The 26,201-nt window shown below is 72.0% G+C and carries 24 protein-coding genes, 1 tRNA gene and 1 pseudogene; 11 read left to right on the top strand and 15 right to left on the bottom strand.

All coding sequences use genetic code 11. The features are described from left to right. The first annotated feature begins 49 nt into the window (after nucleotides 1-49). Nucleotides 50-2,179 carry a transglycosylase domain-containing protein gene (locus tag ACLQ29_RS06165; protein ID WP_425770640.1) on the top strand — a complete coding sequence of 710 codons (2,130 nt, stop codon included), beginning with the start codon at nucleotides 50-52 and terminating at the stop codon, nucleotides 2,177-2,179. Between the two features lie 33 nt (nucleotides 2,180-2,212). Here ACLQ29_RS06165 and ACLQ29_RS06160 read toward each other — a convergent pair whose 3' ends face one another. Next, nucleotides 2,213-3,616, bottom strand: a complete 1,404-nt coding sequence (locus ACLQ29_RS06160) for a cobyrinate a,c-diamide synthase (RefSeq protein WP_425770638.1) — start codon at nucleotides 3,614-3,616, stop codon at nucleotides 2,213-2,215. A gap of 171 nt (nucleotides 3,617-3,787) precedes the next feature. Between ACLQ29_RS06160 and ACLQ29_RS06155 the strand changes: the two genes are divergently transcribed. After that, nucleotides 3,788-4,609, top strand: coding sequence for an SURF1 family protein (locus ACLQ29_RS06155; RefSeq protein ID WP_425770637.1), 822 nt, complete (start codon nucleotides 3,788-3,790; stop codon nucleotides 4,607-4,609). 101 nt (nucleotides 4,610-4,710) lie between these two features. Further along, nucleotides 4,711-5,499 carry a hypothetical protein gene (locus ACLQ29_RS06150; RefSeq protein ID WP_425770635.1) on the top strand — a complete coding sequence of 263 codons (789 nt, stop codon included), beginning with the start codon at nucleotides 4,711-4,713 and terminating at the stop codon, nucleotides 5,497-5,499. Nucleotides 5,500-5,517: 18 nt separating this feature from the next. Here ACLQ29_RS06150 and ACLQ29_RS06145 read toward each other — a convergent pair whose 3' ends face one another. The 5 genes from ACLQ29_RS06145 to ACLQ29_RS06125 all read right to left on the bottom strand — a co-directional run bounded on the left by ACLQ29_RS06145 (nucleotide 5,518) and on the right by ACLQ29_RS06125 (nucleotide 10,769). Then, nucleotides 5,518-7,110 (bottom strand): ATP-dependent DNA ligase, encoded by a 1,593-nt coding sequence (locus tag ACLQ29_RS06145; protein ID WP_425770776.1) that lies wholly within the window; start codon nucleotides 7,108-7,110, stop codon nucleotides 5,518-5,520. Between the two features lie 105 nt (nucleotides 7,111-7,215). Beyond that, nucleotides 7,216-7,422, bottom strand: coding sequence for a hypothetical protein (locus ACLQ29_RS06140; protein ID WP_030333429.1), 207 nt, complete (start codon nucleotides 7,420-7,422; stop codon nucleotides 7,216-7,218). A gap of 122 nt (nucleotides 7,423-7,544) precedes the next feature. Next, complete coding sequence (locus ACLQ29_RS06135; RefSeq protein ID WP_425770633.1) at nucleotides 7,545-8,906, bottom strand: dipeptidase; 1,362 nt, start codon at nucleotides 8,904-8,906, stop codon at nucleotides 7,545-7,547. 21 nt (nucleotides 8,907-8,927) lie between these two features. After that, a complete protein-coding gene (locus ACLQ29_RS06130; RefSeq protein WP_425770631.1) occupies nucleotides 8,928-10,061 on the bottom strand; it encodes a M48 family metallopeptidase in 1,134 nt (377 codons plus the stop codon). An 84-nt stretch (nucleotides 10,062-10,145) separates the two neighbouring features. Next, complete coding sequence (locus tag ACLQ29_RS06125; protein WP_425770775.1) at nucleotides 10,146-10,769, bottom strand: uridine kinase family protein; 624 nt, start codon at nucleotides 10,767-10,769, stop codon at nucleotides 10,146-10,148. 590 nt (nucleotides 10,770-11,359) lie between these two features. On the opposite strand from ACLQ29_RS06125, the gene ACLQ29_RS06120 reads away from it, so the two are divergent. Next, the gene (locus ACLQ29_RS06120) at nucleotides 11,360-11,761 is read left to right on the top strand and encodes a rhodanese-like domain-containing protein (protein WP_357373975.1); all 402 of its coding nucleotides are present in this window, start codon (nucleotides 11,360-11,362) and stop codon (nucleotides 11,759-11,761) included. Nucleotides 11,762-11,930: 169 nt separating this feature from the next. Here the strand turns inward: ACLQ29_RS06120 and ACLQ29_RS06115 are convergent, their stop codons facing one another. The 3 genes and pseudogenes from ACLQ29_RS06115 to ACLQ29_RS06105 form a co-directional block, all read right to left on the bottom strand. Next, nucleotides 11,931-13,472 carry a cobyric acid synthase gene (locus ACLQ29_RS06115; RefSeq protein ID WP_425770629.1) on the bottom strand — a complete coding sequence of 514 codons (1,542 nt, stop codon included), beginning with the start codon at nucleotides 13,470-13,472 and terminating at the stop codon, nucleotides 11,931-11,933. A 239-nt stretch (nucleotides 13,473-13,711) separates the two neighbouring features. Further along, nucleotides 13,712-14,692, bottom strand: a pseudogene (locus tag ACLQ29_RS06110) (cobalamin biosynthesis protein); the annotation flags it as partial. 301 nt (nucleotides 14,693-14,993) lie between these two features. Further along, nucleotides 14,994-15,800, bottom strand: a complete 807-nt coding sequence (locus ACLQ29_RS06105) for a single-stranded DNA-binding protein (RefSeq protein WP_425770627.1) — start codon at nucleotides 15,798-15,800, stop codon at nucleotides 14,994-14,996. Between the two features lie 304 nt (nucleotides 15,801-16,104). On the opposite strand from ACLQ29_RS06105, the gene ACLQ29_RS06100 reads away from it, so the two are divergent. Both ACLQ29_RS06100 and ACLQ29_RS06095 read left to right on the top strand, forming a co-directional pair. Continuing rightward, a complete protein-coding gene (locus tag ACLQ29_RS06100) occupies nucleotides 16,105-16,527 on the top strand; it encodes an HPF/RaiA family ribosome-associated protein (RefSeq protein ID WP_393373806.1) in 423 nt (140 codons plus the stop codon). Nucleotides 16,528-16,680: 153 nt separating this feature from the next. Next, nucleotides 16,681-17,712 (top strand): alpha/beta hydrolase, encoded by a 1,032-nt coding sequence (locus ACLQ29_RS06095; protein ID WP_425770625.1) that lies wholly within the window; start codon nucleotides 16,681-16,683, stop codon nucleotides 17,710-17,712. A 56-nt stretch (nucleotides 17,713-17,768) separates the two neighbouring features. Here ACLQ29_RS06095 and ACLQ29_RS06090 read toward each other — a convergent pair whose 3' ends face one another. Further along, complete coding sequence (locus ACLQ29_RS06090; RefSeq protein WP_425770623.1) at nucleotides 17,769-18,476, bottom strand: hypothetical protein; 708 nt, start codon at nucleotides 18,474-18,476, stop codon at nucleotides 17,769-17,771. Between the two features lie 160 nt (nucleotides 18,477-18,636). Between ACLQ29_RS06090 and ACLQ29_RS06085 the strand changes: the two genes are divergently transcribed. After that, a tRNA-Arg gene (locus ACLQ29_RS06085) sits at nucleotides 18,637-18,709 on the top strand. A gap of 117 nt (nucleotides 18,710-18,826) precedes the next feature. On the opposite strand, the gene ACLQ29_RS06080 is transcribed toward ACLQ29_RS06085, so the two are convergent. The 3 genes from ACLQ29_RS06080 to ACLQ29_RS06070 all read right to left on the bottom strand — a co-directional run bounded on the left by ACLQ29_RS06080 (nucleotide 18,827) and on the right by ACLQ29_RS06070 (nucleotide 20,535). Then, on the bottom strand, nucleotides 18,827-19,423 hold the full coding sequence (locus ACLQ29_RS06080) for a hypothetical protein (protein ID WP_425770621.1): 597 nt from the start codon (nucleotides 19,421-19,423) through the stop codon (nucleotides 18,827-18,829). A 9-nt stretch (nucleotides 19,424-19,432) separates the two neighbouring features. Further along, nucleotides 19,433-19,900: a DUF4304 domain-containing protein gene (locus ACLQ29_RS06075; RefSeq protein ID WP_425770619.1), complete on the bottom strand. Its 468-nt coding sequence runs from the start codon at nucleotides 19,898-19,900 to the stop codon at nucleotides 19,433-19,435. Nucleotides 19,901-20,010: 110 nt separating this feature from the next. After that, the gene (locus ACLQ29_RS06070; RefSeq protein WP_425770617.1) at nucleotides 20,011-20,535 is read right to left on the bottom strand and encodes a hypothetical protein; all 525 of its coding nucleotides are present in this window, start codon (nucleotides 20,533-20,535) and stop codon (nucleotides 20,011-20,013) included. Nucleotides 20,536-20,753: 218 nt separating this feature from the next. Here ACLQ29_RS06070 and ACLQ29_RS06065 point away from each other — a divergent pair, with 218 nt between their 5' ends. After that, nucleotides 20,754-21,896, top strand: a complete 1,143-nt coding sequence (locus tag ACLQ29_RS06065) for a GTPase (protein ID WP_425770615.1) — start codon at nucleotides 20,754-20,756, stop codon at nucleotides 21,894-21,896. A gap of 157 nt (nucleotides 21,897-22,053) precedes the next feature. Here the strand turns inward: ACLQ29_RS06065 and ACLQ29_RS06060 are convergent, their stop codons facing one another. Further along, nucleotides 22,054-22,338 (bottom strand): MerR family transcriptional regulator, encoded by a 285-nt coding sequence (locus ACLQ29_RS06060; RefSeq protein ID WP_393374035.1) that lies wholly within the window; start codon nucleotides 22,336-22,338, stop codon nucleotides 22,054-22,056. A gap of 708 nt (nucleotides 22,339-23,046) precedes the next feature. On the opposite strand from ACLQ29_RS06060, the gene ACLQ29_RS06055 reads away from it, so the two are divergent. Together ACLQ29_RS06055 and ACLQ29_RS06050 are read left to right on the top strand one after the other, a co-directional pair. Continuing rightward, entirely contained in the window at nucleotides 23,047-23,544 is a 498-nt protein-coding gene (locus ACLQ29_RS06055; protein WP_425770613.1) for a SigE family RNA polymerase sigma factor, read from the top strand. Next, entirely contained in the window at nucleotides 23,544-24,593 is a 1,050-nt protein-coding gene (locus tag ACLQ29_RS06050) for a hypothetical protein (RefSeq protein WP_425770611.1), read from the top strand. Before ACLQ29_RS06055 ends, ACLQ29_RS06050 begins: the two co-directional genes overlap by 1 nt. A gap of 46 nt (nucleotides 24,594-24,639) precedes the next feature. Here the strand turns inward: ACLQ29_RS06050 and ACLQ29_RS06045 are convergent, their stop codons facing one another. After that, nucleotides 24,640-25,641: a hypothetical protein gene (locus ACLQ29_RS06045; RefSeq protein ID WP_425770609.1), complete on the bottom strand. Its 1,002-nt coding sequence runs from the start codon at nucleotides 25,639-25,641 to the stop codon at nucleotides 24,640-24,642. 154 nt (nucleotides 25,642-25,795) lie between these two features. Here ACLQ29_RS06045 and ACLQ29_RS06040 point away from each other — a divergent pair, with 154 nt between their 5' ends. Further along, complete coding sequence (locus ACLQ29_RS06040) at nucleotides 25,796-26,191, top strand: VOC family protein (protein ID WP_425760641.1); 396 nt, start codon at nucleotides 25,796-25,798, stop codon at nucleotides 26,189-26,191. The last annotated feature ends 10 nt before the right edge of the window (nucleotides 26,192-26,201 follow it).

The following is a 26,201-nucleotide window of genomic DNA, read 5'->3' as shown; positions in this document are numbered from 1 at the left end:
TTTAAGAGTTCTTCTCAGGTACGAATCGGAAATGTCATAACTTGGCAATGTGAGTAACCGACCCCTTGCTGCCGCTGGTCGACTCGTCCCTCTTCTTCGCGCCGGACTGATCGCCGGAATCGTGATCGCCGCCGCCGCGTACCCACTCGTCGCCCTCACCGGGCTCGGCGCGAAGGCCACCGCGCACGCCGTGGAGCAGAAGACCCGAGTGCTGACCACCGCCCTGCCCGCCGAGACCTCCTACGTCTACGCCCCGGACGGCAAGACCGTGCTGACCATGTTCTACGAGGAGTACCGGCAGTACACCAAGCTGTCGGACATGTCGCCGAACATCCAGCAGGCGATCATCGCCGCCGAGGACTCGCGCTTCTACCAGCACCACGGCGTCGACCCGAAGGGCGTGGCCCGCGCCTTCGTGTCCAACGCCCGCTCCGGCGGCTCCCAGGGCGCGTCGACCCTGACCATGCAGTACGTCCGGATGGCCCTGCGGGACAGCGCGACCACGCCCAAGGAGGTCCAGGAAGCCACCCAGCAGACCAGCCTGCGCAAGGTCAAGGAAATGCGGATGGCGATGGACCTGGAGAAGGAGCTGAGCAAGGAGCAGATCCTGGAGCGCTACCTCAACTCGGCGTACTTCGGACACCGGGCGTACGGCATCTACGCGGCCAGCGAGATCTTCTTCTCCAAGACCCCGAAGGACCTCACCCCGGTCGAGGCCGCCACCCTCGCCGGGCTGGTCAAGTCCCCGTCGGAGTACGACCCGGCCGACTCCGACCAGAAGGAGGCCACCGGGCGGCGGGACTACGTGCTGGACCGGATGAGCCAGCTCGGTTACCTCTCCCCCGACTCGGCCGCCGCCGCCAGAGCCGAGCCGATCCGGCTGAAACTGACCACCCCGCCGCACGACTGCGCCGCGGTGGCGGAGAAGTACAACAGCTGGGGCTTCGCCTGCGACTACCTGAAGAACTGGTGGAGCGCGCAGCCCGCCTTCGGCGCGAACCCGCTGGAACGCATGGACAAGCTGCGCCGGGGCGGCTACCGGATCGTGCTCAGCCTCGACCCGAAGATCCAGGCGGCGGCGGAGAAGAACGTCGGCAGCAAGGAGGCCACCGGCAGCCCGTTCGCCAACGGGATCGTGGTCTCCGAGCCGGGCACCGGCCGGGTCAAGGCGATGGCGGTGAACCGGACGTACTCGCTGGACCTCGACGAGAACCCGCAGAGCTCCAACCCCGAGGCCGGGCCGAAGGTGAAGGCCAACTACCCGAACACGGTCGCGCCGTTGCTCGGCGGCGGTGACCTGGCGGGCTACCAGGCCGGGTCCACGTTCAAGATGTTCCCGATGCTTGCCGCGCTGGACTCGGGGATGACGCTCTCCACCTCGTTCAACGCCCCCTACCGCTACAAGTCGGCCGTCTACGACGGGTGGGCGCCCTCGAACGCCAGCGGCGCCATGACCGGGCAGCAGACCATGTGGTCCGGCTTCGGCAAGTCGGTGAACACGTACTTCGTGTGGCTGGAGGAGAAGGTCGGCGCGGACCGGGCGGTCCGGTTGGCCGAGCAACTCGGGCTGCGGTGGCGCACCGACGTCGACCGGGAACAGGCGTCCCCGACAAAGGTGAAGAAGTGGGGCGCGTTTACCCTGGGCGTCTCCGACGCCACCCCGTTGGAGATGGCGAACGCCTACGCCGCCATCGCCGCCGACGGCCGCTACTGCGAGGCGATCCCCGTTCAGTCGATCATGAATCGGGACGGCACGCCCGCCACGTACACCACCCCGGGAGGCATCCACCGCGAGGTGGCCAAGCCACGCTGCCGACAGGTGGTCAGCGCGGACGCCGCTCGGGCGGCCACCGACGCCGCCCGCTGCCCGACCGGAGACACCCCGGCGCGCGGCAGCTGCGGCGGCTGGTCCACCGCCGACAGCGTCCGAGGCACGGTCGGACGCCCGGTGGCCGGCAAGACCGGTACCACCGACAGCACCCGGTCCGCCTGGTTCGTCGGCTACACCCCGGAGCTGGCCGCGGCGAGCTTCATCTCCGACCCGGACAACCCGTTCAACGCCGTGGGTGACGGGCAGTCCCAGATCCCGATCAAGGCGGTCTCGGAAACCCTCCGCGACGGCCTGAAGGGCACACCGACCCGCCAGTTCACCCCACCGTCGGACGCGATCGTCGGCTGACCTGGCGGCGGTGGCGCACCGCCAGCCGAGGAATCAGGCCGGCACCCCGCCGGACTCCACCGGCACCACCTCGGTCGTCGGGTCGGTCGCCGCCGCGGCGACCAACCGGGCGGCCGTGGCCGGATGACCGGCCCAGTGCAGGGTGAGCTGCGAGGCGTGCACACTGCGCCAGACGAAGCCCTCCGGGGTGCCGCCCTCCCAGCTCCACGCCGGGCGCTGACCAGCGCGCGGGGTGAGCACCGCACGGTGCGCCTTGTGGCCGACAAGCACCGTGCCGTGGGCGGCGACCACGCTGTCGGTCTGGGCGGTCGCCTCCCGGTAGCCGGCCACCAGGCCGTCCCGACTGACACCTACCGCGTCGAGGACCCCGCACATCGGCAGCCCGTCCAGCTCACGGGCCAGCCAGAGCAACCCGGCGCCCTCGGCGATCACCGGACGCCCGGTCCGCGCCAACTCGGCCACCGCGATGCAGAGCCGCCGGTTGGCCGACAACTGCTCGGCGTACGCCTCGGGCAGCGCGCCCCCGACGACAAGCGCGCGGGTGCCGACCGGCAACGCCTCGTCGCGCAGCGGGTCGACCACGACGACCTCGGCACCCGCGGCCCGCAGCAGTTCGGTGGTCTCCGGGTGGCTGAAGCTGCCGCCCGGCCCACCGGCCACCGCCACCAGCGGCCGGTTCGCCGGGGGTGGGAACACGCCGAGCGCCTCCTCGGGAGACCAGGCCGGTGCCGGCAGCGGCGGGGCCGAGCGGGCCAACCCCAGAAGCCGTTCCAGATCCACCGTGGCGGCGACAGCCTCGCCCAGCCGGCTGACCGCACGGACGGCGTCGGCCGACCCGTCGACCACCGGCGCCACACCGTGCCGCCGCGACGGCAGCACCGCCGGCAGGTCGTGCCGACGCAGCGCACCGTAGACCGGCACACCCACGTCGTCCAACGCCTCGCGCAGCATGCCCTCGTGCCGCGAGGAGGCCACCCGGTTGAGGATCACCCCGCCGAGCCACAACTGCTCGTCGTACGAGCGGAAACCGTGCACCAGGGCCGCCACCGACTGACCCATCGCGGCCACGTCGACAACGAGCACCACCGGGCTGCGCAGCGCGGCCGCCGCGGCGGCGGTGGACTCCTGCTCGGGGCGGCCACCGACCGAGTCGTACAGCCCCATGCTGCCCTGGACCACGGCGAGCCCGGCGCCGGCCGCGCCGTGCGCCACCAGCGGGGCGAGCCGGTCGGTGCCGACCAGCCGGGGATCGATCACCCGGCCTGGCCGACCGGCGGCCAGGCCGAGGTACGCGGCGTCGACGTGGTCCGGCCCGAGCTTGAACCCGGCGACGTCGACCCCACGCTCAGCCAGGGCGGCGAGCAGCCCGATCGCCAGCGCGTTCTTACCGTGCCCGGAGGACGGCGCGCTGAGCACCAGGCGCGGCACGACGGTCATCATCGACTCCTCGCGAGCGGCGGCGGGTACGCGACGGGGACGACCGGGGCCGATCCGTCGGCGTGACGATACCCGTCCGGCTGTCGAGGCGAGCACCGCCAACCGGGGCCGGCGGCGCGGTCCCGGCCCGGTCCAGGTCAGTGGTGCCGGTCATACGGGTAGCCTCGTGCTGTGTACCGGTTCCTGCTGAGCCCACGCTGGCTGGGCGCTCTCGCGCTGACTCTGGTCGCCGCCGCCGTGATGGTGTTCCTCGGCAACTGGCAGCTGGACCGCTACCGGGGGCGTACCGCGGTCAACGAGCGGATCGACGCGGGCCAGCGGATGGCTCCCACGCCACTGGCCGACGCCCTGCGAGCCCCCACCGGCGGCGCGGGGACGGTCGGGCCCGCGCCGGCCGAGGACAAGGTCTGGACCCGGATCACCGTCACCGGCCGGTACGACCCGACGAACACCGTGCTGGTCCGTGGCCGCACGGTGGACAGCCGGGTCGGCTTCGAGGTGCTCACCCCACTGGTGCTCACCGACGGCACCGCGCTGCTCGTGGATCGGGGTTGGATCCCGCCGGCGCCGGGTGGGGCGACGGCCCAGCCGTCGGTGCCCGCCGTGCCGACCGGCGACGTGACGGTGGTCGGTCGGGTGCACGAGACCGAGAGCGGCGCCGGCGCGGTGGCGCGACGCGACGGGCGACTGGAGATCCGGCGGATCGGCGTCTCGCGACTCGCCGGCGAGCTGCCGTACCCCGTCTACGGCGCCTACCTGCTGCTCGACGAGCAGACCCCGGCGGCCGACCCGGTGTTCAAGGCGGTGCCCGTCGGGCACGCCAACAACTGGCAGAACTTCGGCTACGTCGTGCAGTGGTGGCTCTTCGCGGTGATGGCCCTGTTCGGCTACGGCTGGGTGGCGCGCCGGGAGGCTCGCCGCGCCGCCGGGATCGGCGTCACCGCGGCCCCGTTGGACCGGGCCGCCGAGCCGACGCCGAGCGCGTCGGCCTGACCGAGGCCCGGGTCCGCGTCCCACCCAGACACGCGGGGCATGCGGCACGACGGGGCAGCCGGTAGCCTGCGCCACGTGACGATCCCGCGTTGGAGGTCTCGGTGAGTTCGGATCCCACGGCCGCGGCGCCGGAGCCGGTGACCCAGCCGCAACCGCCGACCGATCCGTGGAGCGCCACCTCGTCCACCGGGGCGCTGCCGACCACCCCGCGCACGACGCCCTTCCCGAGCGTGCCGCCAGAGGCCACACCGCCTCCGGCACCGCCGTTCCCCGCGCCTCCGGCACCGTTCCCGGCGCAAGCGGCACCGCCGTTCCCGGCGCAAGCGGCACCGCCGTTCCCGGCGCAAGCGGCACCGCCGTTCCCGGCACCACCGGCACCGCCGTTCTCGGCACCACCGGCACCGCCGTTCTCGGCACCACCGTTCTCCGGCCCGCCCGCGCAGCACTCGACGCCGCCTGGCGGGGCGTGGCCGGTGTCCGGGCCGTACCCACCGGCGCAGGTGTCGGCGCACCCGGCGCCGCTCGGCCACGCCGGGCCGGAGGTGGTCGCGGTGCAGATCGCCGAAATCTCGGTGTGCCCGCCGATCATCCGCACGCCCACCGGGGTGCTGCCGTTGGCCGGCGCCACCTGGCACGTGGCCGACTACTGGCAACGCGAGGAGAAGGTGGCCACCTGGGCGCTTGTCTGCGCGATCGTCGGCTTCTTCTGCCTGGCCTTCTTCAGCCTGCTCTTCCTGCTGGTCAAGGAGACCCGCCACCACGGCACCGTGCAGGTCACGGTCACCAATGGCCATCAGCAGTACGTGGCCCGGATCCCGGTCAGCGACCAGAGTCAGGTGCAGCACGTCAACAACCAGGTCAACTACGCCCGGTCGTTGTCCGGCAGGTGACCGGGGCTGGCGCGGCCGTCAGCCGGTGACCCGGCCGGCGTGGATGGCGCGGACCGCGTCGATGGTGTCCGCCTCGGCGGCGGACTTGTCGTCGCGGTATCGCACCACCCGGGCGAACCGCAGCGCCATCCCGCCGGGATAGCGCGAGCTGGTCTGCACCCCGTCGAAGGCGATCTCCACCACCTGCTCGGGGCGGACCCGCACCACCCAGTCGCCGCGCTCCACGGCGAGGTCGAGGAAACGCTCGGTCTGCCAGCGCAGCAGCTCGTCGGTGAGCCCCTTGAACGTCTTGCCGAGCATGACGAAGCCGCCCGTGTGCGGGTCACGCGCGCCCAGATGCAGGTTTGACAGCCAGCCCTTGCGCCGGCCACTGCCCCATTCGACGGCGAGCACCACCAGGTCGAGGGTGTGTCGTGGCTTGACCTTGACCCAGGCGGCACCGCGCCGACCGGCGTCGTAGGGGGCGTCCGGCGCCTTGACCACCACGCCCTCCTGCCCGGCGTCGAGCGCGGCGGCGAACGCGGCGGCCGCCTGCTCCGGGCCGTCGACCTCCATCCGCCCGACCAGCAGCGACGAATCCATCGCACCGGCGAGGGCGGCCCACCGCTCCCGGCCGGGCCTGTCGATCAGATCGTCGCCGTCGAGGTGCAGCAGGTCGAAGAAGTACGGAGTCAGCACCGTCGCGCCCGTGCTGGCGGCCGCCGCGAGCACCGCCGGGGCGACAGGTGTGCGCCCGGTGGTGCTCGGGGTGGTGCGTCGGGCGGCCCGGCTCGACGTCTGCTGGAACGGCAGTGGTCGCCCCGTCTCGTCGAGGCCGATCGCCTCGCCGTCGAGCACCAACTCCCGCCCCGGCAGGGCCCGGACCGCGGCGACCACCTCCGGCACCCGGCTGGTGATCTCGTCGAGGCTGCGGGTGAAGACGGCGATGTCCATGCCGGAGCGGTGCACCTGGATGCGGATGCCGTCGAGCTTGACGTCGACCACCGCCGGCGTGCCCGTCGCGGCGAGCGCCTCGTCGACCGAGGGTGCGCTCTGCGCGAGCATCGGCGCCAACGGTCGGCCGACCCGCAGGCCGAACCCGGCCAGCTCGGCCGCTCCTCCGGCCAGCGCGGCCACCGCCACGGCGCGCAGGTCACCGGCGAGCAACAGCGCCCGGCGGACCGCCCCGACCGGCACGTCGGCGGCCCGCGCCACCGCGTCGGCGAGAAGCCCGGCCTGCGCGCCCTGCCGCAGCTCGCCGCTGAACAGGCCGGTGAGCAGGCGCTGCTCGTCGGCCGTCGCCGCCGCGTAGAGGGCACCGAGCAGCGCCCGACGCCGCGCCTGCGAACCCGTGCCGTGCACCGCGGCGATCTGCGCGATGGCCGCGTCGACGGCGGCCACGGTCAGCGTCGGCTCGACCGCCGGTGGCGGCAGGTCACGAAGGCTGGCATAGCCCACCCCGGTCTGCCGTTGACGCAGCTCACCCGCGAGGTAGCCGGCGCCGGGCTCGACCTCGGCCGGGTCGAGCCGGCGCAACGCGTCAGCGAGCAGCTCCACCTTGGCCCGCCGGCCGCTGGTGGCGCTCACGGCCGCGGAGGTCGCTGCCAGGTCGAGGAACCGCACGCCGCCCATCCTGCCAGTCACCTCCGACACCGCCCGGGCATTGCCGTGCCCGGGCGGTGTCGGCAGGGTGCCGCCCACGAACGCGGACGACGGATCAGGGCCTGAGAACAGGTCCTAGGCGGAGACGGGCTCCTCGATGCGCAAGCCCCGCGCGCGGACCTCGCCGGCGACCCGGGAGAGCACCGAGTCGAGGGCGACCAGAGCGGCGGAGAGCTCACCGAGCTGTTCGTTGAGCGTGTCCTCGGACCACGCGGAGACGTCGACATCTCCCAGTGCGCTGACAGCGGCCCCCAACCGGGCCATCACCTCGTTCGTACTCATGTACGAAAGGCTATAACAGACGGCCGTGCGACACGCCGTAAAGCCCCAGATCAGACCCAAGTTGCCGATCCGATACGCAACGTCCCTCCGAGTGCCCCGACCGGGAGCCAGGCGAAACAGGCTTAGGCGCCGGCCGCCACCGCCACCTTGCCCAGCAGCAGCGCCTCGGCCAGACAGACCTTCGCGAACTCCCCCAGGTGCAGACTCTCGTTCGGGCCGTGCGCGCGGGCGTGCGGGTCCTCCACGCCGGTCACCAGGATCGCCGCCTTCGGGAACATCTCCTGGAAGGTGGCGATGAACGGGATCGAGCCGCCGACGCCGATGTCCACCGGGTCGGTGCCGTCCCAGGCGGCCCGGAAGGCCGAACGGGCGGCGTCGAACACCGGCCCGGACGCATCGATCACGCACGGGTTGCCGTCGTGCTCGAAACTGACTGTCACCTGGGCGCCCCACGGCGCGTGCTGCTCCAGGTGCGCGCGCACCGCCGCGTACGCCCGCTTGGGGTCCTCGCCCGGCGCGAGCCGGATGCTGAGCTTCGCCTTCGCGGCCGGGACCAGGGCGTTCGGGGCCTCGCCGGTGGCCGGGGCGTCGATGCCGAGCACCGCCAGCGCCGGCTTGGTCCAGAGTCGGTCGGTGATCCGGCCGGTGCCGATGAACTGCACGCCCTCGGCCAACCCGGCCTCGGCCCGGAACCGGTCCTCCGGGTAGTCGACGGTGGCGCCCTCCCGGCCGACCAGCCCGGCCACCGCCACGTCACCGGCGTCGTCGTGCAGGGTCGCCAGCAACCGGGCCAGCGCGGTGAGCGCGTCCGGCGCCACACCACCGAACATGCCGCTGTGCACCGCGTGGTCCAGCGTGCGTACCTCGACAAAGCAGTTGACGAGGCCGCGCAGCGAGGTGGTCAACGCCGGTACGCCGATGTCCCAGTTGCCGGAGTCGGCAATCACGATGACGTCCGAGGCGATCTTGTCCCGGTGCTCGGCGAGCAGCCGCTCCAGCGAGTCGGAGCCGAACTCCTCCTCGCCCTCGACGAAGAGCACGACACCCACCGGCAGCGCGTCCCCGTACGCCCGCAGTGCCGCCACGTGCGCCATGATGCCGGCCTTGTCGTCAGCCGCACCCCGGGCGTAGAGCCGGCCGTCCCGTTCCACCGGCTCGAACGGGTCGGACTCCCACAGCGACAGGTCGCCGACCGGCTGCACGTCGTGGTGGGCGTAGAGCATGACGGTCGGCGCACCGGGCGGGGCGGCGCGACGGCCGATCACCGCCGGCTGACCCCCGGAACGCACGATGTCGACATCCAGGCCGCAGCCGCGTAGCAATTCGGCGACCGCCTCGGCGGAGCGTTCCACGTGCGAGTGGTCGAAGCCCTCGAAGGCGATGCCGGGGATGCGGACGAGACGTTCCAGGTCGGCGCGTACGCCGGGCATCTCCCGCTCGACGGCGGCCCGCACCTCGGACTCGGACAGGATCGGAGAGGTCATGACCGGAATCGTATGCCGGCCTTACCGGGGCGTGCCGGCGGAGCCCGTGCCAGCATCGCCGTCCGCCGGGGCGGCACCCGGGGCGGCCCGGCCGGCGCGCTGCGCGCGGCCCGCCGCCTCGGTGGCGGCATCCACCCAGGAGCGGGCCCGGCCGGCGGTGCCGCCGACCCACTCGCCGACGTCGCTCGCGCCGTCGCCGAACCGGCGCAGCAACCCGACAAGCGGGTCGGTGGAGCGGCTGAACTCCTCGCGGTACGAGTCGGCAGCCGCCTTGATCTCCTCGGAGACGCTTGTCGAGCTGTCGTCTTCACGGCGCGGATAGTCCCCGGCCAGCACCCGCCCGTACGCCCCGGAGTCGACCCACTGGCGCAGTTGTGCCGCCCGTGCCACCGGCGCGGGATGGGTGCTCCACGCCGTCATCCGGATCTTGTGCAGGCTGTCGCGCAGGTCGCCGCCCCCGGCGTACTCGGCGGCCTGCTCCAGGAACGCGGTCGTGTCGATCTGGGACAGGTCACCGCCGCCGGCGAGCTTCATCAGCAGCCGCAGCGCGGCGGCCGGGTCCTGCCCGGCGAGCAGACCGGCCCGATCGGCGGACAACTCCGCCTTGCGCCACCACTCCAGCATCGCCGCGATGATCGCCCGCAGCGCGATCGCGCCCACCGGCAACCAGCTCAGGTTCGTCGCCCACCGGGTGAGGATCATGAGCATGGTCTTGTAGACCGCGTGGCCGCTGCCCACGTGCCCCAACTCGTGGCCGAGCAGGCAGCGCAGCTCGTCCTCGTCGAGCTGCTGCACGCACGCGGAGTTCAGCACGATGAACGGCCGTTCCAGGCCAACCGCCTCGGCGCCCAACCAGGGCGACTGGGTCACGTACAGCTCCGGCAGCTCGGCCACGTCGAGCACCGCCGCCGCCTCGGTGTAGCGCTGCCACACGGCCGGATACTGCCGATGGTCGACCCGGATGCCGGAGGCCAGCACGGACAGCCGGAAGCCTCGCTCGTTCCACATACCGAAGAACGACCGCACCACGTCGTCGAAACCGCGCAGCTCCCGCAACGCCACAAGGGCGCCCCGGTCGGCCGGGTGCTCCCAGGCCCGCGAGCTGATCCCGGTGAGCGTGATCCGGCGCCGCGCGGGCGGGTCCGTTGCCGACATGATGAGTCCCCCGTTCGCCGTCGCGCATCGTGCCGCGGCCTCCTCGCATCGTGCCGCAGCCGATGCCGGGAGTCCACCGCCCACTCAGCGGATGCGCGCGTAGTACCGGTCCACGTCGTACGGCAGCGTCGGCGCGCCGTCCACCAACAGGTCCGCGCGGGCGGCCGTACCGTCGGCGGCGAAGTGCGCCCGCTCCCCGGCGTGCCAGCGACGCAGCTCCGGCAGGATCTCCGACCCGTCCCGAGCGACCGCGCGGGCCAGCCGCAACGACGCGGGCGCGGTGACGAACACCGCCAGGGTCAACTCCGGCCGGACCACCGCGCGGGCGGCGCTCACCCCCTCCGCCACCAGCACCGGCGCCGCCGGCACCGGCACCGGCCGGTCCAGGAAGCGTTGCCGCACCCAGCTGTAGCGCCGGTAGGCACCTGGTCTCCCCTCGCGCAGCGGGGCGAGCACCTGCTCGTCGAGCCGGGGCCAGAAGGTGACCTGGTCGTCCCAACCGTCGAGCAGGTCGTCGGTGTGCACCACGGGCGGGCGGTCACCGCCGAGCTGCGCCGCCAGGGCATCCGCGAGGTGCGCGGCGAACCGGCTCTTGCCCGCGCCGCTCGGCCCGTCGACCGCGACGAGCCGGGTCCGACCCAACCGCGCCGGGCCCGCGAGCACCCGACGAGCCAGTTCGGCGTACGCCTCGACAACCACCACGGCCAACCCACCACCCCGACGGCCAACCAACTCCCCGACCCCGCCGCCGTCCCCGACCTTGTCGACGCCCCCGACCCCGCCGGGCTTGTCGACACTCCCGGCCCCGTCGGCGTTCCCGGCCCCGTCGGTGTTCCCGGCCCCGTCGGTGTTCCCGGCCCCGTCGGTGTTCCCGGCCCCGTCGGTGTTCCCGGGCTTGTCTGCGCCCTCTAGCTCGTCGGCAGACCCGGCCTTGCCGGCCGGGGGTCCTGCGCTGTTCGGGGCGTCGCGGCCCGACACCGGACGGCCGGTGTCGGGACTCAACACAGCCTCGCCCGGTGCATGACCGAAGTATGCCGGCGCGACCGCAATCCGGGGATGGTCGACTCCACATCATTGATGTCGCGGTATCTGGATAGCGGGACACCCCGACATCCCTGAGGGCGAGTGGATCACGCTGCAGCGGTGGTCGACGTCGGCCGTGCTGACACGTCCGGCTGACCACCCTGGCCGGGTGCCGTCACGTCCGGGGGAATTGGGGCGGCGACGGGTGACGGGCGGCCGGTTCGCCGCCCGGGGTGCCACCAAATCGGCATGATCGGGTGGTGCTCCGAGACGTGATGAGCCCCGGTATCGACGCCCTACTCGAACAGGCCCGCGCCGGGCTGCACCGACTGACTCCGCAGCAGACCGTCGAGGCGGTCCGCGGCGGCGCGCTGCTGGTCGACACCCGCACCGACCTGCAACGCCGTGAACAGGGCGACCTGCCGGGGGCGGTCGTCGTCGACCGGACCGTACTGGAATGGCGGCTCGATCCGGCCAGCGCCTGGCGGATCCCGGAAGCCACCGGATACGACCGGGAGATCGTGCTGGTGTGTCGGCAGGGCTACAGCTCCAGCCTCGCCGCCGCCAGCCTGCAGACCCTCGGTCTACGCCGGGCGACCGACATGATCGGCGGTGTGGACGCCTGGCTCGCCGCCGGCCTCCCCACGACCGACCGGCCAGCCGACATCCGCCCCTGAATCCCGCCGCTCAACCAGTCCCCTCCTGTCGCCCACGAGGCCACTACGACCAGGATCGTGCACGATCATGCGGTGGTGGTGACCCGCGACACCGTCCGGAGCACGACCACGCCGTGAGCGCCCCGCGCGCGGCCCCGTCCCCGACACTCCGCAGGGGACGGTGGGTGGGTCAGGGCGGCGGGGCGCCGGGTGGAATGAAGGGTAGGCCGACGGGTGGGCCGGCTTCGATGAGACGCCAGAGGGCAGCCGTGTCCAGGTGCTCCTCGACCAGGTCACCGAGCAGATCGAGGGACCGTTCCCGAGCGGCGGCGAAGCTCGTCGTCGGCGCGACCCGGAACCCGGTGCGCCCGGCCAGGCGAGCCGCCTCGGTGAGGAACCAGCGGCGGAACCCGTCGGACTCGAACGCCCCGTGCCAGTGCGTGCCGTGCACGGTGCCGAGCACGGCTCCCTCGCCGACACCGTCGTCGCCGGTCAGCAACGGGGCCAGGGTGGGGTCGGTGTGCGAGACGTACCCGTGGTGGATCTCGTAACCGCGCACCGCGACGTCGCCGTGGGCGGTGCCCACCGACTGCCGGACAGTCTTGCGGGGATCGAAGGTGATCTCGATGGGCAGCAGACCGAGCCCCGCTACGCTGCCCCGTCTGCTCTCCACCGTGTCGTGGATGGCGCGGCCGAGCATCTGGAAACCGCCGCAGAGGCCGAGCAGCGGCTTACCGGCCGCCACGTGGGTGATCACCGCGTCGGCGAGGCCGGTCTCGCGCAGCCAGGCAAGGTCGGCGACGGTGGACTTGGAGCCGGGCAGGACGACCAGGTCGGCGGCGGCCAACTCGGCCGGCTCGATGGTGAGACGTACGCGAACGCCCGGCTCGGTGGCCAGCGCCTCCACGTCGGTGGCATTGCTGATCCGGGGTAGGCGGACGACCGCCACGTCCAACCACTCGCTGCCGTGCGGGGCCGCGGGGCGGCCGAGCACCCGGCCGTAGGCGAGGGAGTCCTCCGCGTCGAGCCACAGGTCCAGTGCCCAGGGCAGCACCCCGTACGTGGGCCGACCCGTGACCTGGCGCAACATGTCCAACCCCGGCTGGAGCAGCCCGCGGTCACCCCGGAACTTGTTGATCACGAAGCCGGCGATCAGCGCCTGGTCGGCCTGGTCCAGGAGAGCCACGGTGCCGAACATCGAGGCGAAGACGCCGCCACGGTCGATGTCGCCGACCACGATGGTGGGCAGGTTGGCGTGCCGGGCCAGCCCCATGTTGACGTAGTCACCGGCCCGTAGGTTGATCTCCGCGGGGCTGCCGGCGCCCTCGCAGATCACCACGTCGTACGCGTCGCGCAGCTCGGCGAGTGCCGCGTACGCGGTCTCGGCGAGCCGGGGGCGCAGGTGCCGGAACGTGCCCGCGGTGATCGTGTCGACCGCCTCGCCGAGCAGGACCACCTGGCTGGCCAGATCGCTGCCCGGCTTGAGCAGGACCGGGTTGAACCGCAGGTCGGGTGCGAGGCCACAGGCGGCGGCCTGCATGGCCTGGGCTCGTCCGATCTCGCCGCCGCGCCCGTCCGGCCCGACGACCACCGCCGAGTTGTTCGACATGTTCTGTGCCTTGTACGGCGCCACCTTCACGCCCTGTCGGTGCAGCCAGCGGCAGATGCCTGCGGTGAGCACGCTCTTGCCGGCGTCGGAGGTCGTGCCGGCGACCAGCAGCCCGCCGCTCATCGCCCGCTCCCCCGCCCCGCTTCGACAGCTCGCAGCCCGCGCCCGCCGGCACCAACCAGCCTGCGCCCATTGCCCACGGCAAGCCCACCGACCGCAGCGCCCATCCCACGCCCCGCAGTCAGGCCAGAGACCCCACGCCCCGCGATCAGGGCAGAGACACCGCGCCCCGCGATCAGGGCAGAAACCCCGCGCCCTGCGGTCAAGGCAGAAACCCCGCGCCCTGCGGTCAAGGCAGAAACCCCGCGCCCTGCGGACAGGGCAGACAGCCCGCGCCGGCTCGCGGCACCGACCAGACGGCCGAAGGTCACCGGGTAGGCGGCGGCCAGCCCGACCGCGGCCAGCCCGACCGCGCCGGAGATCCGGGCGGCCCGCTTGAGGTGACGCGCCTCCGGGCGGGGGCCGTCGCCGAGGAACGGCCGCACCTCGGAGCGCCCGAAGTAGACGTTGCGCCCGCCGAGGCGGACGCCGAGCGCACCGGCCATCGCCGCCTCGCACTGCCCGGCATTGGGGCTCGGGTGGTCGTTGCGGTCACGCCGCCACACCCGCCAGGCCCGTTGCCGATCCCCGTGGGCGACCGGCGCGACGGCGATGGTGAGCAGCCCGGTCATCCTCGACGGCACCAGGTTGAGGAGATCGTCCAACCGCGCGGCCGGTGTGCCGAACCGGGCGTAGCGCGCCGACCGGTGCCCGACCATCGCGTCGAGGGTGTTTGCCGCCCGGTAGCCCAGCAGGCCGGGCAGGCCGGCGACCGCACCCCAGACCAGGGGGGCGACGACCGCGTCGGAGGTGTTCTCGGCGACCGACTCGACGGTGGCGCGGGCCAACTCCGACTCGCCCAACGTCGACGGGTCCCGCCCACAGAGGTGGCCGAGGCGTCGCCGGGCAGCGGGCAGGTCACCGGCACGCAGCGTCCGGCCCATGGCCGTGGCCTCGTGGCGCAGGGTACGACCACCCAGCACGGTCCACGTGCCCGCGGCCACCAGCACCGCCCGGGTCACCGGCCGGTGCCGGGTAGCCGCGGCGGCTACCGCCCCGAGCAGTACCGGCCCGCCCACGGCCAGCGCGGTGAACGCCGCGCCCGCCGTCCGGTCCGGGCGGTAGAGGCGGCGTTCCAGCGCACCCGCGGCCTGCCCGAAGCCGGCCACCGGGTGCCACCGGTGTGGATCACCGAGCAGCCTGTCCAGCGCGTACCCGGCCAGCAGCCCCACCGCGTTCGCCACCGGCGCGGTCCGTCGCACGTGCACCACCTCCAAGCCGGCCAGCCTAGACGAGCGTCCCGAAAACCAGCCTGACCCACCGCGCGCTCGGGCGGCCAGCACCTCGTGGCGGACCGCGGCCGACGCGGCTCCGCTGACCCCACAGTTGTTGTCACGCGGGGTGACGGCGCTGGCCGCGCCGCCACCCCGCCCCCGTCGTGCCAGGCCACGTGGGCCGTCCTGCCGCAGCCATGACGATCAACACCGGAACCTCCTGTCGCCCGGTCCGTGATCGCCGAACCGCCAGGCTCGTCGAACCGGCCGGTCAGGCCGGCTGCGGGATCCGGCCTCGACCACGCCGCGCCCGGCCGGCCGGCACCGGCTCGGGCTGCCCCTCGTCCGGCACCGGCCCCAACTCGTCGTCCGGGTCGCGGTCGCTGCCGTTGTCATTCGCCTCGAGCGGGAGCCCCACCTCGGCGTCGAGACCGGTCGGGACCGCGCCCTGCCCGATCTGCCCGCTGGTCGGGGGAACCCGGTCGGACGTCGACAGCGCGCCGGACGAGTCGATCGGGGGAACATCGGCGTCCAGCGGGTCGTCGGCGAACGGGCTGGTCCGCAGCGCGGCGTAGTCGGGCAGCTCGAAGTCGTCGTCCAGCGGCCGGTCGTCCGGCAGCACGGGCTCGTCGCCGGGCGGCACCGGCTCGGTGGGTTCGCCGTGCACCCGACTCTCGGCCTCGGCGTCCTCCGTGGTGCTGGTGGTCATGCTCGGCCGGTTGCGCAGGAACCGGGCTCGACCCCGGGACAGGTCGTGGCCGACGGCAACCGCCTCCAACTCGTAGAGGGTGCGGTGGTTGCCCGCGTCGTCGGTCCAGTCGCGGGTGTAGAGCCGCCCGCAGACCACCACCGGATCGCCGACCATCACGGAGGCCGCCACACCTTCGGCGAGCTTGCGCCAGCAGTTGACGCGTACGCGGAGCGAATTGCCGTCGACCCACCGGCCGCTGTCGCGGTCGAGTCGGCGGGCGGTGGAGGCGACCTTGAAGTTGGCCACGAGCGTGTTGCTCTGGCTGGTGCGTCGCCATTCGGGAGCAGTCAGCACATTGCCGACAATTGTTACATAGGTGTCGAACATCGTCCCTCCAGGGGGATCGGGGCCTGCCAGCGCGAGTCGACTCGACATCGAGCCTCGGTGCTGCGGGCGAGCATCGCCAGCGCCCCGCTCGAACCTGTGGACAACGAACCCACCTGTGGACAACGCCCTGATCACGCCCTGATGTGGTACGGCCGACCCGCCCAGTCGGGCGTCGGCGGTTTCCGAGACCAACCACAGTGGGTAAGCACTTGATCAACGCACCACCGACTGCTCCACGTCGACGAGAGGTCAGCGCCATGATGATCACCAGAATCGGCTCCGCGATCGTTTCCGAGGCGCGGCGATGAGCGCCGCGGCGAACCCGGCCACCGTCGCCGAGTGTCTGCGGGTGGGCGCGGGGTTCTCGCAGGGCGACCGCAACTGGATCGCCGAGCAATTCACCACGCTCGACGCCCGGCTGGCCAGCTTCCACGCTGACGCCACCGAGCTGGAGGTGTCGGTGAAGGACCGGGAAGCACGGGGTCAGAAGGTCACCCTGGAGTGCTGGATCGCTGGCCGACAGAAGATCGTCACCACCTCCACGGAGGAGGACCTGCACGCCGCGCTCAACGACGTCCGCGACGACCTGCGCCGCCGGCTCAACGACGCCAAGACCCGCCAGGAGCCCCGGCACAACAAGCACCTGCGCGACATCCCCCAGCCCCAGGGCGGGCTGGACCTCACCGACGAGCAGGACCCCGAGCGCGCCGACGCCGAGACCGCCTGACCCCACCGCGCCCCGCGATCTTGCACTTTCGTATCCCGAAAAGCGGCCGTTCACGTGTTATGTCGCCGCAGTAAGTGCAAGATCGCGAGGGCGGGGCGCGACGGGCGAGACGAGGGCTACCGGTGGGTAGGTTGGCGGCGTAGCCTCGCGGTCGTGGAACCGGACGTGTTGGGACCGCCGTACGAGCGGCAGACGATCGACCTGGGCACCGACGACGAGGGACCTGTCGTCGCGACCCTGGTCCGGCGGCGGGCCGAGCGCCCCACCGGGCGGGCCGTCCTCTACGTCCACGGGTTCGTCGACTACTTCTTCCAGACCCACCTGGCCGACTTCTTCGCCGAGCGCGGCTGGGATTTCTACGCGCTCGACCTGCGCAAGTACGGTCGCAGTCTGCTCCCGGGCCAGACCCCGAACTTCTGCCGCGACATCAGCGACTACTTCGCCGAGCTGGACGCCGCCGCGGAGATCATCCGTGCCGACGACGGGCACGACACCCTGCTGGCGATGGGCCACTCCACCGGCGGTCTGATCATCTCGCTCTGGGCGGACGCCCGACGCGACACCGCCACCGTGGACGGCCTGGTGCTCAACAGCCCCTTCTTCGACCTGAACGCTCCCTGGGCGGTGCGTCGACCCCTCGCGGCCGCCGTCTCCCGGCTGGGCCGCAGGGCGCCGCACCGCATCCTGCCGCTCGGGCTGGGCACCGTGTACGGCGAGAGCCTCCACTCCGACCACCGCGGCGAGTGGACCTATGACCTGGCGTGGAAGCCGTTGGCCGGGTTCCCGGTCCGGGCCGGCTGGCTGAACGCTATCCGCACCGGCCAGCGCCGGCTACGCGCCGGTCTGGACATCCAGGTGCCGGTGCTGCTGGCCTGCTCGACCCGCTCCTTCCGAGGCACCCGGTGGCACGACAACGCCACCCTGGCCGACGCCGTGCTGGACGTCGAGCACATGGTCCGGTACGCGCCCCGCCTCGGCCGCCACGTCACCCTGGCCCGCTTCGACGGCGGGATGCACGACCTGACCCTCTCCGGTCCGGCCGTCCGCAAGAAGGTCTTCGACGAGGTCGGCCGCTGGGCCGAGGCGTTCCTCGCCGCCGGCCCCACCGCCCCGGCCGCCCCCCACCCTCCCAACCCCGTTGATCATGGGGTTACCGCCACCCACCTCGGCGTGTCGCAGCTATAACCTCATGATCAACCAGCGGCGCCGCTCGCGGAGCGGAGGGTGGCGGCGCTTGCGGGTCAGGCGTCGCCGGGGGTTGATGGGAGGACGGCCGGGAGGACCGCACGGATGCGGTCGAAGGTCGCCACCGGGTGCTCTCCGATGCCGGGCAGCACCAGACCCAGGCAGTACGGCGACAACTCCCCCGTGGCGTCGGGCTGGACGACGAAGACCGGCGCGCCGACGTACCCCTTCGGCAGTTCGGTGGTGATCCGCGCGGCGTCCCCGTCGCGGACCACCCGCTCGATCGCGACCTCCAGCGGGCGCGACCCGTCTTCGCGTACCCCATGGGCCAGCACGAAAGCGGAACCGGCCTCGGCGGTGACGCGGGCGACCACCTCGGGCCCGGCGGCGATCCCCGCGGGCACCGGCTGGACCCGCCACCGCCAGCCGCCGTCCCCGGCGTAGCGGTGCAGGCCGGCGGTCGGCAGCACCGCGACCCCGTCGCCCGGGAAACGGGACCAGCCGGGCACGATCTCGACCGCGGGGACGGCGGCCGGGGCGACCCCGGCCGGCTCGGTGATGCTCGCCCGCAACCCCAGCTCGCCACCCGGCGCGCCGACCAGGTCGGCCGCCGTCAGCAGCGACTCCCCCACCGGGTCCTCGCCGCCCTGGAAGAAGAACGCGGTGCCGACATCATCGCCCGACCGGTACGGGAGGATGGCCCGACCGACGATCTGGCACAGCTCGTAGGCGACGTCGTTCTCGACGTCGGGATCCAGCAGCACCAGCCAAAGGTACGGTCCGGGGCCAGCTCCGACCGCGGGAACCCGGATGCCCGCCGCGCGGTCGACGTGAGACCCTGCTCGGCAACGTGGACGCGGGCACCCTTTTCGCCGCCGGGCAGCAGGGCGGCGGTACCCTCTGGGCGCGACATCCACGCCACACGCGCCCGTAGCTCAGCGGATAGAGCAGGGGACTTCTAATCCCAAGGCCGCAGGTTCGAATCCTGCCGGGCGCACAGGTACTTCCTCAATCTGATCGGCTCCCGGAGGGCTATTAGTGGTGCGAGCTCCTGCGAGCGGTCGAAGGGCATGAAGACCGTGGGGCGCCGCCCGCACCCCGGCGCTCGGCGGCGTCAGCGCTGGCCGTGGCGCCTCGCCATCTCGGCGAGGATCGCGCAGGGACGCTCGGCCCCCTGGTGCCAGGCGCTGCCCGCTACCGCCACGGAATAGCTGATCTCTCTGACCTGCCGGTCGGCGGTCTCGACGGAGAACCGTATCGACAGCGGCTCGCTCCCGAAGGCCAGAGCGCACTCGATGCGCAGCTTGACGCTGATCCAGGCGGTGCCGCCGGGACGCACCAGTCGAGACTTGCCGGTGTCCTGGACCTGGACACCAGGTCGTTGACCGGTGGCCGACTTCACCGTGATGGGCGCGGGGCCGGCGTTGATGACCGCCAGTTGCCCGTCCATCTGGACGATCTCGGTGTCCCCACCCGAACTGCTGGTGGATGCGGGAAACGCCACGAGTGAGACCGTCGAGTTTCGCTGCCGCTCCTCCCGCGACGAACGCAACACACCGACACCGGCACCGCCGAGCACGGTGCCGACCGCGAAGGCGGCCACGAGCCGCACGTTCCACGTCCGGCTGGCCGCACGGCGGGCAGGGGCGGCTCGGTCCGCCGGCTGGCGGTCGTTCTCGACGAGGTCAATCACGTGGTGCTCGGCCGACATTGGGTCAGCCTAGGGCTCTGCGGGACCGGCCGACCGGCCCGAACCTGTTCGAAGGTGTTCGCGGAGAGCGGGAAGGCCGTACGCCTCGATGGCGGTGACGACCTCGCTCGCGACGTCCGTGGCCTCAACGTCCTCGTTCAGGTCCCACCAGACGTCCTCATTCACTGGCATCAGGTGGCCGATCCGCCAGGACCACACGAAGTCACCGTAGTAGGTGCCCGGCGAGGGCTTCAGGGGTAGCTGGCTCTGCTCACGCCTGCGGGACTGCCAGACGATCCGTGGTACGGCGCAGAGGTTGACCGTGAACGTCAGGCGTCCTCTGGTGTTGTACCGCGAGGACTGGAAGCCCAGCAGCGCCCAGGACTCCGGGTCCGGCAGGGTGTACCGCGAGCCCGAACCCGTGAAGCCGAGGGCGCGCAGAGCGGGAGCGACATCGTCGCGCAGCATCGCTCGATAGGCAGCCTGCACGTCGCCCATGTCCTCACCCGCTCGTGCTCGGAGAGCCGGAACCCGAAGTCAAGCATGGACGACCGGCTAGATCGAACCGGCGGCCCCCCGGCAGGTGTCCATCGTCAGGCACGGCCTCTTCAGCCGTCGCACACCGTCTTGGCGTAGCGGGCGAAGCCCTCGAGCGTATGGAACGTCGCGACGTAACCGCCCTGCTCCTCGCCCTCCCACCGCTTGGCGAGGATCACGGCGGAGCCGGTCCGGCCGCGCAACTCGCTGATCCGGAACGGGAAGTCTTCCACCGGCCCACCGTCGCTGTTCCACGAGCGCAGGTCGTAGATCTGGTCATCGTCCAACGTGGACGGCGTCAGCTTTGTCTGCCAGCCGTCCGCCGGGTTGAGCAGCACGACTTCCTCTGCCGTGCGGGGGCTGCGGCCGGGGTCCCGCTCGAGCTGAATCACCTTGTCGGTGACCCCGCCGTCAGCACTGCCGAGATAGAGGGTGATGTCGTCAGTCCCCTTGCCCCGGCACCAGTCGAACACCCCAACCAGCCGGCCGTCGGCGTCCAGCCGTACCCCGACCGCGCCCTCCTTGACCGGGCTGCAGCCGGTCAGCCCTGCCAGCACCAACGCGCAGATCAGTCCCAGCATCCCCGTCCGTCGCATCCCTTCAGCGTGAGCACCGACGGTCACCGGGTGGTCACGACGAGAGGACGGCTTGACGGCATCGAGGGTCGGCTTCTGCTCAAAGGCGCTGGGGAGGTCGGCACAGCGGCAGGCTTGACGCGGTGTGGGACGCTCACTTTCAGTAGGGATCCGGTTGCGCAGACAGGAGCCTGGTGAGCCACAAACCCCCCAAGCAGCGCTCGACCCGGATCCTGGTGGTGGGCCGGACCGGCGTGGGCAAGTCGAGCATCATCAACTCGGTTGTCGGCGCGGCGGTCGCCGAGACGGGAAAATACCGACCGACAACCGCCAAGATCGAGCGGTACGACGCCGAATATCGTGAGTCGACGATGGTTCTCATCGACACGCCCGGTTTCGGTGACGCCGGGTGGGACCGGTCCAACGACGAGCGTTATCTGGCGCTCATCGAGCAGGAGGCCGGCGAGATCGATCTTGTCCTGTTCGTCACCAAGCTCGACGACACCCGGGTCGAGCGCAGCGAATACGACACGCTCGGAGCGCTCACCAAGAAATTTGGCCACGGCGTGTGGGACCGTGCCGTCGTCGTGCTCACCCGTGCGGACAAGTTCACCCGCCGTGATTATCCCGAAGAACTTGCCCAGCGGAGCGCGGCGCTGCGCGAAGCGATGGAGAAGGTGGTCGGCGACCGCGCCCACCACATTCCCTTCGTCCCGGTGACGAACACTCGCGAACGTACCCCTGACCGGTCGCGATGGATGGCAAAGCTCTGGCTCGCCATGTTGGAACGCGTGAGCGCGCCCGGGTTCGACGCGTTCGTGCTGTCGACCATCTCGCGGGTCACCAGCGAGGACGCCTCGGAGGAGGGCGACCCTGACCCGCCGCGGCAGTCGACCCCGGCACCTCCCCGATCCCGGCGTGGCAAGGGCGTCGCAGTCGCCCCGGCGCCCACGCCCGCTCCGCCAACCACGCCCGCTCCGGCTCCGCGACGGGCAACCACGCCCACGCCGGCTCCGCGACGGGCAACCACGCCCGCTCCGGCTCCGCGACGGGCAACCACGCCCACGCCGGCTCCGCGACGGGCGACCACGCCGGTTGTCGCGACGCCGGCTGCCGTTGTCCGGCCCGCCGGTCGGCGCCCGACGTCCACCCCAACCACGACGACCCAGTCGTACGTCTCCGACGGGGTACCCGTTCAACACACGACGATCAACGTCGGGGCTGGTACCGCCAACATCACCGTGAACACTCAGCAGATCAACACCACTGAGTCCGTGATCGCCACGAGAGCGTCGACTGGCCTGTTGGACAAACTGAAGGCTGCCGGCTCCTGGCTTGTCTCGGGAATTGTGGCCGCAGCCGTCAAGTTCCTGGGACAGTAGCGGTCCGCCCGAGCCCCATCGATCCGTGAGCCGCACCGCCGTTCGCTGACCCGCCGCAGGACGCCCCTCCGGGACGACGAACGGTCCCTGCCCTGGTGGGAGGGACCGCGTGGCGTTCGGCGTCACAGGTGCGGGAGGCCGCAAGCGTGGGGTGTGTTCAGCCCTGCTGGTAGCGCTCGTTGCGTCGAAGGGCCTCTTCGAGTTGGTCCTCGAGAATGATGATCCGGCAGGCCGAGGCGATGTCGGTGCCCTGGTCGCACATCTCCCGGGCTCGCGCGGCAAGGCGCAGCTGATAGCGGGAGTAGCGGCGGTGCCCGCCACTGGAGCGCTGCGGGTCGATCAGTTTGGCGTCGCCGAGCCGACGGAGGAAGTCCTGCGAGCAGCCGAGGATCTCGGCGGCACGACCCATTGTGTAGGCGGGGTAGTCCTCGTCGTCGAGCATGTCGTCGGATTGGGTCAAGAAAACCTCCATCACGAGGGCCCCGGTGCTCGAAAGCACCGGGGCCCAAGGGTTGTGGGTCAGGAACACCATCTGCCGACGGAACGTCGGCTTGTCTTGTCCGCACCGGCCGTCGACGACGACATCGGGTGCGAGGATCGCATAAGCGTGACCGGAGACCACCTCTCGTTCGATGGAAACTGCGGTGTCCGCATCCAGCCCACGAGTGCGGCTGGCAGCGGGCGATCCAACGGTGTAATGCCCTCCCTTGCCTCTGATTTCCTCTGTCATTCCTCGTGCTGTCCGTCGGTGTCCGAGCCCCACGCGACTTCTTGGCCCTGACACGTACGACGAATCTTGCCTACCTCGGGTGAAGCCCTGAACGAGCCTCGGCCTCACCCGCTACTTCTCGTGCGTGAAACCAACTGCGGCAGAACCGAGCGGGCCCACGAACGTCCTGGCCCAGCTCCTTCGCCCTCGGGTGGGGCGGTCACGTCAGCGTCTTTACGTGCTCCGTCTTCGACCTCAGGAACGTTATCCCACGGCGGCAAGAATATCTAGCGCTTCGCGCAGAGATTTTCTCTGCCGGCGGAAGCAGCCCGTCGGCCGTGCGGCGGAGAGCGACGCCGGCGGGCCGGGCAGACGCCGCGCAGCCGACGGAAACACCCGGCGGATGTCTACGGGCCGGCCAAGCTACGGCGTTAATAGGGCGTGACGTTCGAGGAGTACGCGTTCGCTCGCACTTCGGCGCTGATCCGGCTCGCCCGGCTGCTGACCGATGACGAGCACCGAGCCGAGGATCTCGTTCAGGAGGTCCTCGCCAGGGCGTACGCCCGGTGGGGGCGCATCTCCCGGACGGACCGACCGGATGCCTACGTCCGTCGGATGCTCGTCAACGCCCACAACTCGTGGTGGCGTCGGCGCAGCAGCCGGGAGGTCTCGGTCGCCGCCGTGACGGACCGGGCGGGCAGTGCGGACGAGGCCGCCTTGGTCGCCGAACGCGACGCGTTGTGGCGGCTCGTCCGTGAGCTGCCGACCCGTCAGCGCACCGTGATCGTTCTGCGGTACTACGAGGATCTGGACGACGTGCTGATCGCCGAGATCCTGGCGTGTTCGGCAGGCACCGTTCGCACTCACGCGAAGCGTGCCCTGGCGACGCTGAGGAAGCGACAGGAAGCCACGATCCCCGCCCGGACAGGAGGGTTCTGATGTTCAGCGACCTCGATCAGCGGCTCACCGCGACGCTCACGCAGCGCGCGGGTGGCGACGTGGACCCGACACCCATCGTGGCACAGGCCCGCCATCGGGGTCGACGGCTTCGACGGCGTCGCCGTGGGTTCGTCGCCGGGGGCGTGGCAGCGATGTGCGTCGCCCTCACCGCGGCGGTGCTGACGATGCCGATCGACGGGAGCACCGATGACCCGATCGTGCCGGCCGCGGCGCTCATGCTGCCGGAAGCGTCGGGGCAGATCGGTGCCACCGCACGCCCCGAGGACGTCGGCGTCGATCCTGACACGGTGCACTTCTCGACCGACTCCCTCGTCGACGGCGCCGAGTACGCGACCTGGCGCGCCGGGCGCGGCGTCGAGAGCGTCGAGTTTCGGGGACCGACCGGTCAGGCTCGGTTCGCGTTGGCGCGCACGGTGACGTCGTTGGACGAGTTACCGCAGACGTTGTCCTCGGCGGGACGGCCGCAGGCCCGCACCGACGTGCGAGTCGGTGACCGCCCGGGGGTCGCCTGGTTCGACACGTCCGGTGACCAGAGGCTCTGGTTCGTGCGCTGGCAACCCGGCGACGGGCTCTGGGCCCAACTGGACACGTACGCCGGCAGTCGCGACGAGGCGACAGCCACGGCGAGCCGGGTCCGGTTCGACGCGGCCCACCGCTGTGTCGTGCCGTTCCGCCTGGAGTCGCTACCTCCCGGCGCACGGTTGCGCGAGTGCGAGGTCACGCTCGGCCGGTCGGAGCGTGGCGACTTCGTCAAGGGCTCACTCGTCGTCGGTGACGATGCGGGTCGCTGGCTGACGGTGCGGGCGCAACTCGCCCCCGACGGCGACAAGGCCCGGTCCGGGGATCTCGTCGCGGGCCCCTACCGGGCTCGCCGGCAGGGCAGCGACGTGCTGGAGATGACCGTGAAGCCCTGCGTCGTCGAGGCGTTCCGCAAGGGTTGGGGACAGGGCTACGGTGAGTCGGACGGCCTGGTGGTCCTCGGCGGTTACCGGCCGACCCGCGACCTGGACCGCCCCGACACCTGGTGACGCCACCGCAGCCCCCAGGTGTCACCCTCGGGTCCGGCGGGCCGGCTCAGACCGGCCCCAGCAGGGCCGCCAGTGCGTCGTCGCCCTGGCCGAGTTGCCCGCCACCGGCCGACGCCGCGACCAGAAAACGTCGGCAGCCGTCGAGTTCCACGTACCGGTCGGGGCCGGCGCCACCGTCCAGCGGGCGCAGCACCGCGAAGCGGGACGCCGGTGTGGCGCAGTCGGCAACCGCCCGGCGATTGGAAAGCGCCCGCAGCACACCCGCCTGGCGCTCGGCGGGCAGCGGCCCGCCGTACACGAAGTCGCCTGCCGGTTTGCCACCGCCCCGCTGCGCCGGTGGCACCTCGTAGACGCAGAGGCGCAGCGGCCCGGCGGCCGGCGAGGTGGCTGGCGCGGGTGGCGCCGGCCGGCCGTTGCGGGTCTCCACGGACACCAGGTCCGTCCACCGCTGCGCGCATCCGGAGGCCTCGGCGGCCGGGTCCTCGACCTGCTCGACCACCCGGCTGTCCACGGTGGTCGTCGACAACTCGTCAAGTGCCGTCCGCACCTCCGGGCGTGGCTTGCCGCAGCCGCCGGACGGCAGGTACGGCCGCAGCCAACGGCCCCGGTCGTCGAGCAGGGCCAACCACGGTGGGACGAGCATTTCCAGGCTGCAGACGGTGTCCCGGTCGGATTCCTGATCGGGCAGACGCAGCGCGGCGACAAGCGACTCGATCTGGGTGGCGCGTCGCTCGGTGGCGACCTGGTCCCGCCCTCCGCCGGCGCCCGGACGGATCCCCCGCCCGCAGAGCACTGCCGCGACCGGGGTGAACGCGGAATCGATGCGCCCGATCCTCGGTTCGACAGCGGCCGGTGTCGGCGCCCCAGTGCTTGGCACGGACAGGATCGCGCCAGCCTGTGGTGCCGCTTCGGCGCAGGAGGTCCACGTCTCGACGATTTCCGCCGGGCCGGGCCTGTCACCCCCGCCCGGCCCGATGTCCGTGCCACCGCAGCCGCTCAGCGCCACGCCGAGCAGTGCCACCGTCAGTGCCGTTCGACCCGAGCGCATCCGGCTCACCACCTTTCCACCCGGGGATAGGACGAGCGGCGGGCGCGCTCGGTTCCGACCACCTGGTCGCGACGCCGTGCCGTCGCGCGTGACGCGCCTGACCGGCGGGGACGCCGCCGGGCAGAGGGGCGACGTCCGCCGGCATGATGACCGAATGGCACATCTGGGACTTGTCGCGCTGCTGGTCAGGGAGTACGACGAGGCGATCGATTTCTATGTCGGCGACCTCGGTTTCGAGTTGCTGGAGGACACCGCCCGACCGGACGGTTCCCGCTGGGTGGTGGTGCGCCCGGCGGGTGCCCGGGAGACGGCGTTGCTGCTGGCCCGGCCGAGCACGGCCGAGCAGCGGGCCCGGGTCGGCGACCAGACCGGCGGCCGGGTCGGGCTGTTCCTCTACACCGAGGACTTCGCGCGCGACCACGCCCGGATGGTGGCTGCGGGGGTGCGTTTCCTGGAGGAGCCGCGGCACGAGGCGTACGGCTCGGTGGCGGTCTTCACCGATCTCTACGGCAATCGGTGGGACCTGCTGCAACCCCGCAGCACACCGTGACGCATCGGCG

This window comes from Micromonospora sp. DT228, assembly GCF_049841595.1.
In the GTDB taxonomy this organism is placed as follows: Bacteria; Actinomycetota; Actinomycetes; order Mycobacteriales; family Micromonosporaceae; genus Micromonospora.
This window is presented reverse-complemented; position numbering and strand designations above follow the sequence as displayed.

Coding starts and splice junctions, on each gene's coding strand:
- ACLQ29_RS06075 (WP_425770619.1), bottom strand. CDS start 19,900: ATGGGCGACGTGCAGGCTGCCTATCGAGCGATGCTGCGCGACGATGTC.
- ACLQ29_RS06140 (WP_030333429.1), bottom strand. CDS start 7,422: ATGAGTACGAACGAGGTGATGGCCCGGTTGGGGGCCGCTGTCAGCGCA.
- ACLQ29_RS06100 (WP_393373806.1), top strand. CDS start 16,105: ATGAGCGCCGCGGCGAACCCGGCCACCGTCGCCGAGTGTCTGCGGGTG.
- ACLQ29_RS06050 (WP_425770611.1), top strand. CDS start 23,544: ATGTTCAGCGACCTCGATCAGCGGCTCACCGCGACGCTCACGCAGCGC.
- ACLQ29_RS06060 (WP_393374035.1), bottom strand. CDS start 22,338: ATGCTCGACGACGAGGACTACCCCGCCTACACAATGGGTCGTGCCGCC.
- ACLQ29_RS06120 (WP_357373975.1), top strand. CDS start 11,360: ATGAGCCCCGGTATCGACGCCCTACTCGAACAGGCCCGCGCCGGGCTG.
- ACLQ29_RS06070 (WP_425770617.1), bottom strand. CDS start 20,535: ATGCGACGGACGGGGATGCTGGGACTGATCTGCGCGTTGGTGCTGGCA.
- ACLQ29_RS06080 (WP_425770621.1), bottom strand. CDS start 19,423: ATGTCGGCCGAGCACCACGTGATTGACCTCGTCGAGAACGACCGCCAG.
- ACLQ29_RS06045 (WP_425770609.1), bottom strand. CDS start 25,641: ATGCGCTCGGGTCGAACGGCACTGACGGTGGCACTGCTCGGCGTGGCG.
- ACLQ29_RS06160 (WP_425770638.1), bottom strand. CDS start 3,616: ATGACCGTCGTGCCGCGCCTGGTGCTCAGCGCGCCGTCCTCCGGGCAC.
- ACLQ29_RS06040 (WP_425760641.1), top strand. CDS start 25,796: ATGGCACATCTGGGACTTGTCGCGCTGCTGGTCAGGGAGTACGACGAG.
- ACLQ29_RS06130 (WP_425770631.1), bottom strand. CDS start 10,061: ATGTCGGCAACGGACCCGCCCGCGCGGCGCCGGATCACGCTCACCGGG.
- ACLQ29_RS06145 (WP_425770776.1), bottom strand. CDS start 7,110: ATGGGCGGCGTGCGGTTCCTCGACCTGGCAGCGACCTCCGCGGCCGTG.
- ACLQ29_RS06135 (WP_425770633.1), bottom strand. CDS start 8,906: ATGACCTCTCCGATCCTGTCCGAGTCCGAGGTGCGGGCCGCCGTCGAG.
- ACLQ29_RS06105 (WP_425770627.1), bottom strand. CDS start 15,800: ATGTTCGACACCTATGTAACAATTGTCGGCAATGTGCTGACTGCTCCC.
- ACLQ29_RS06115 (WP_425770629.1), bottom strand. CDS start 13,472: ATGAGCGGCGGGCTGCTGGTCGCCGGCACGACCTCCGACGCCGGCAAG.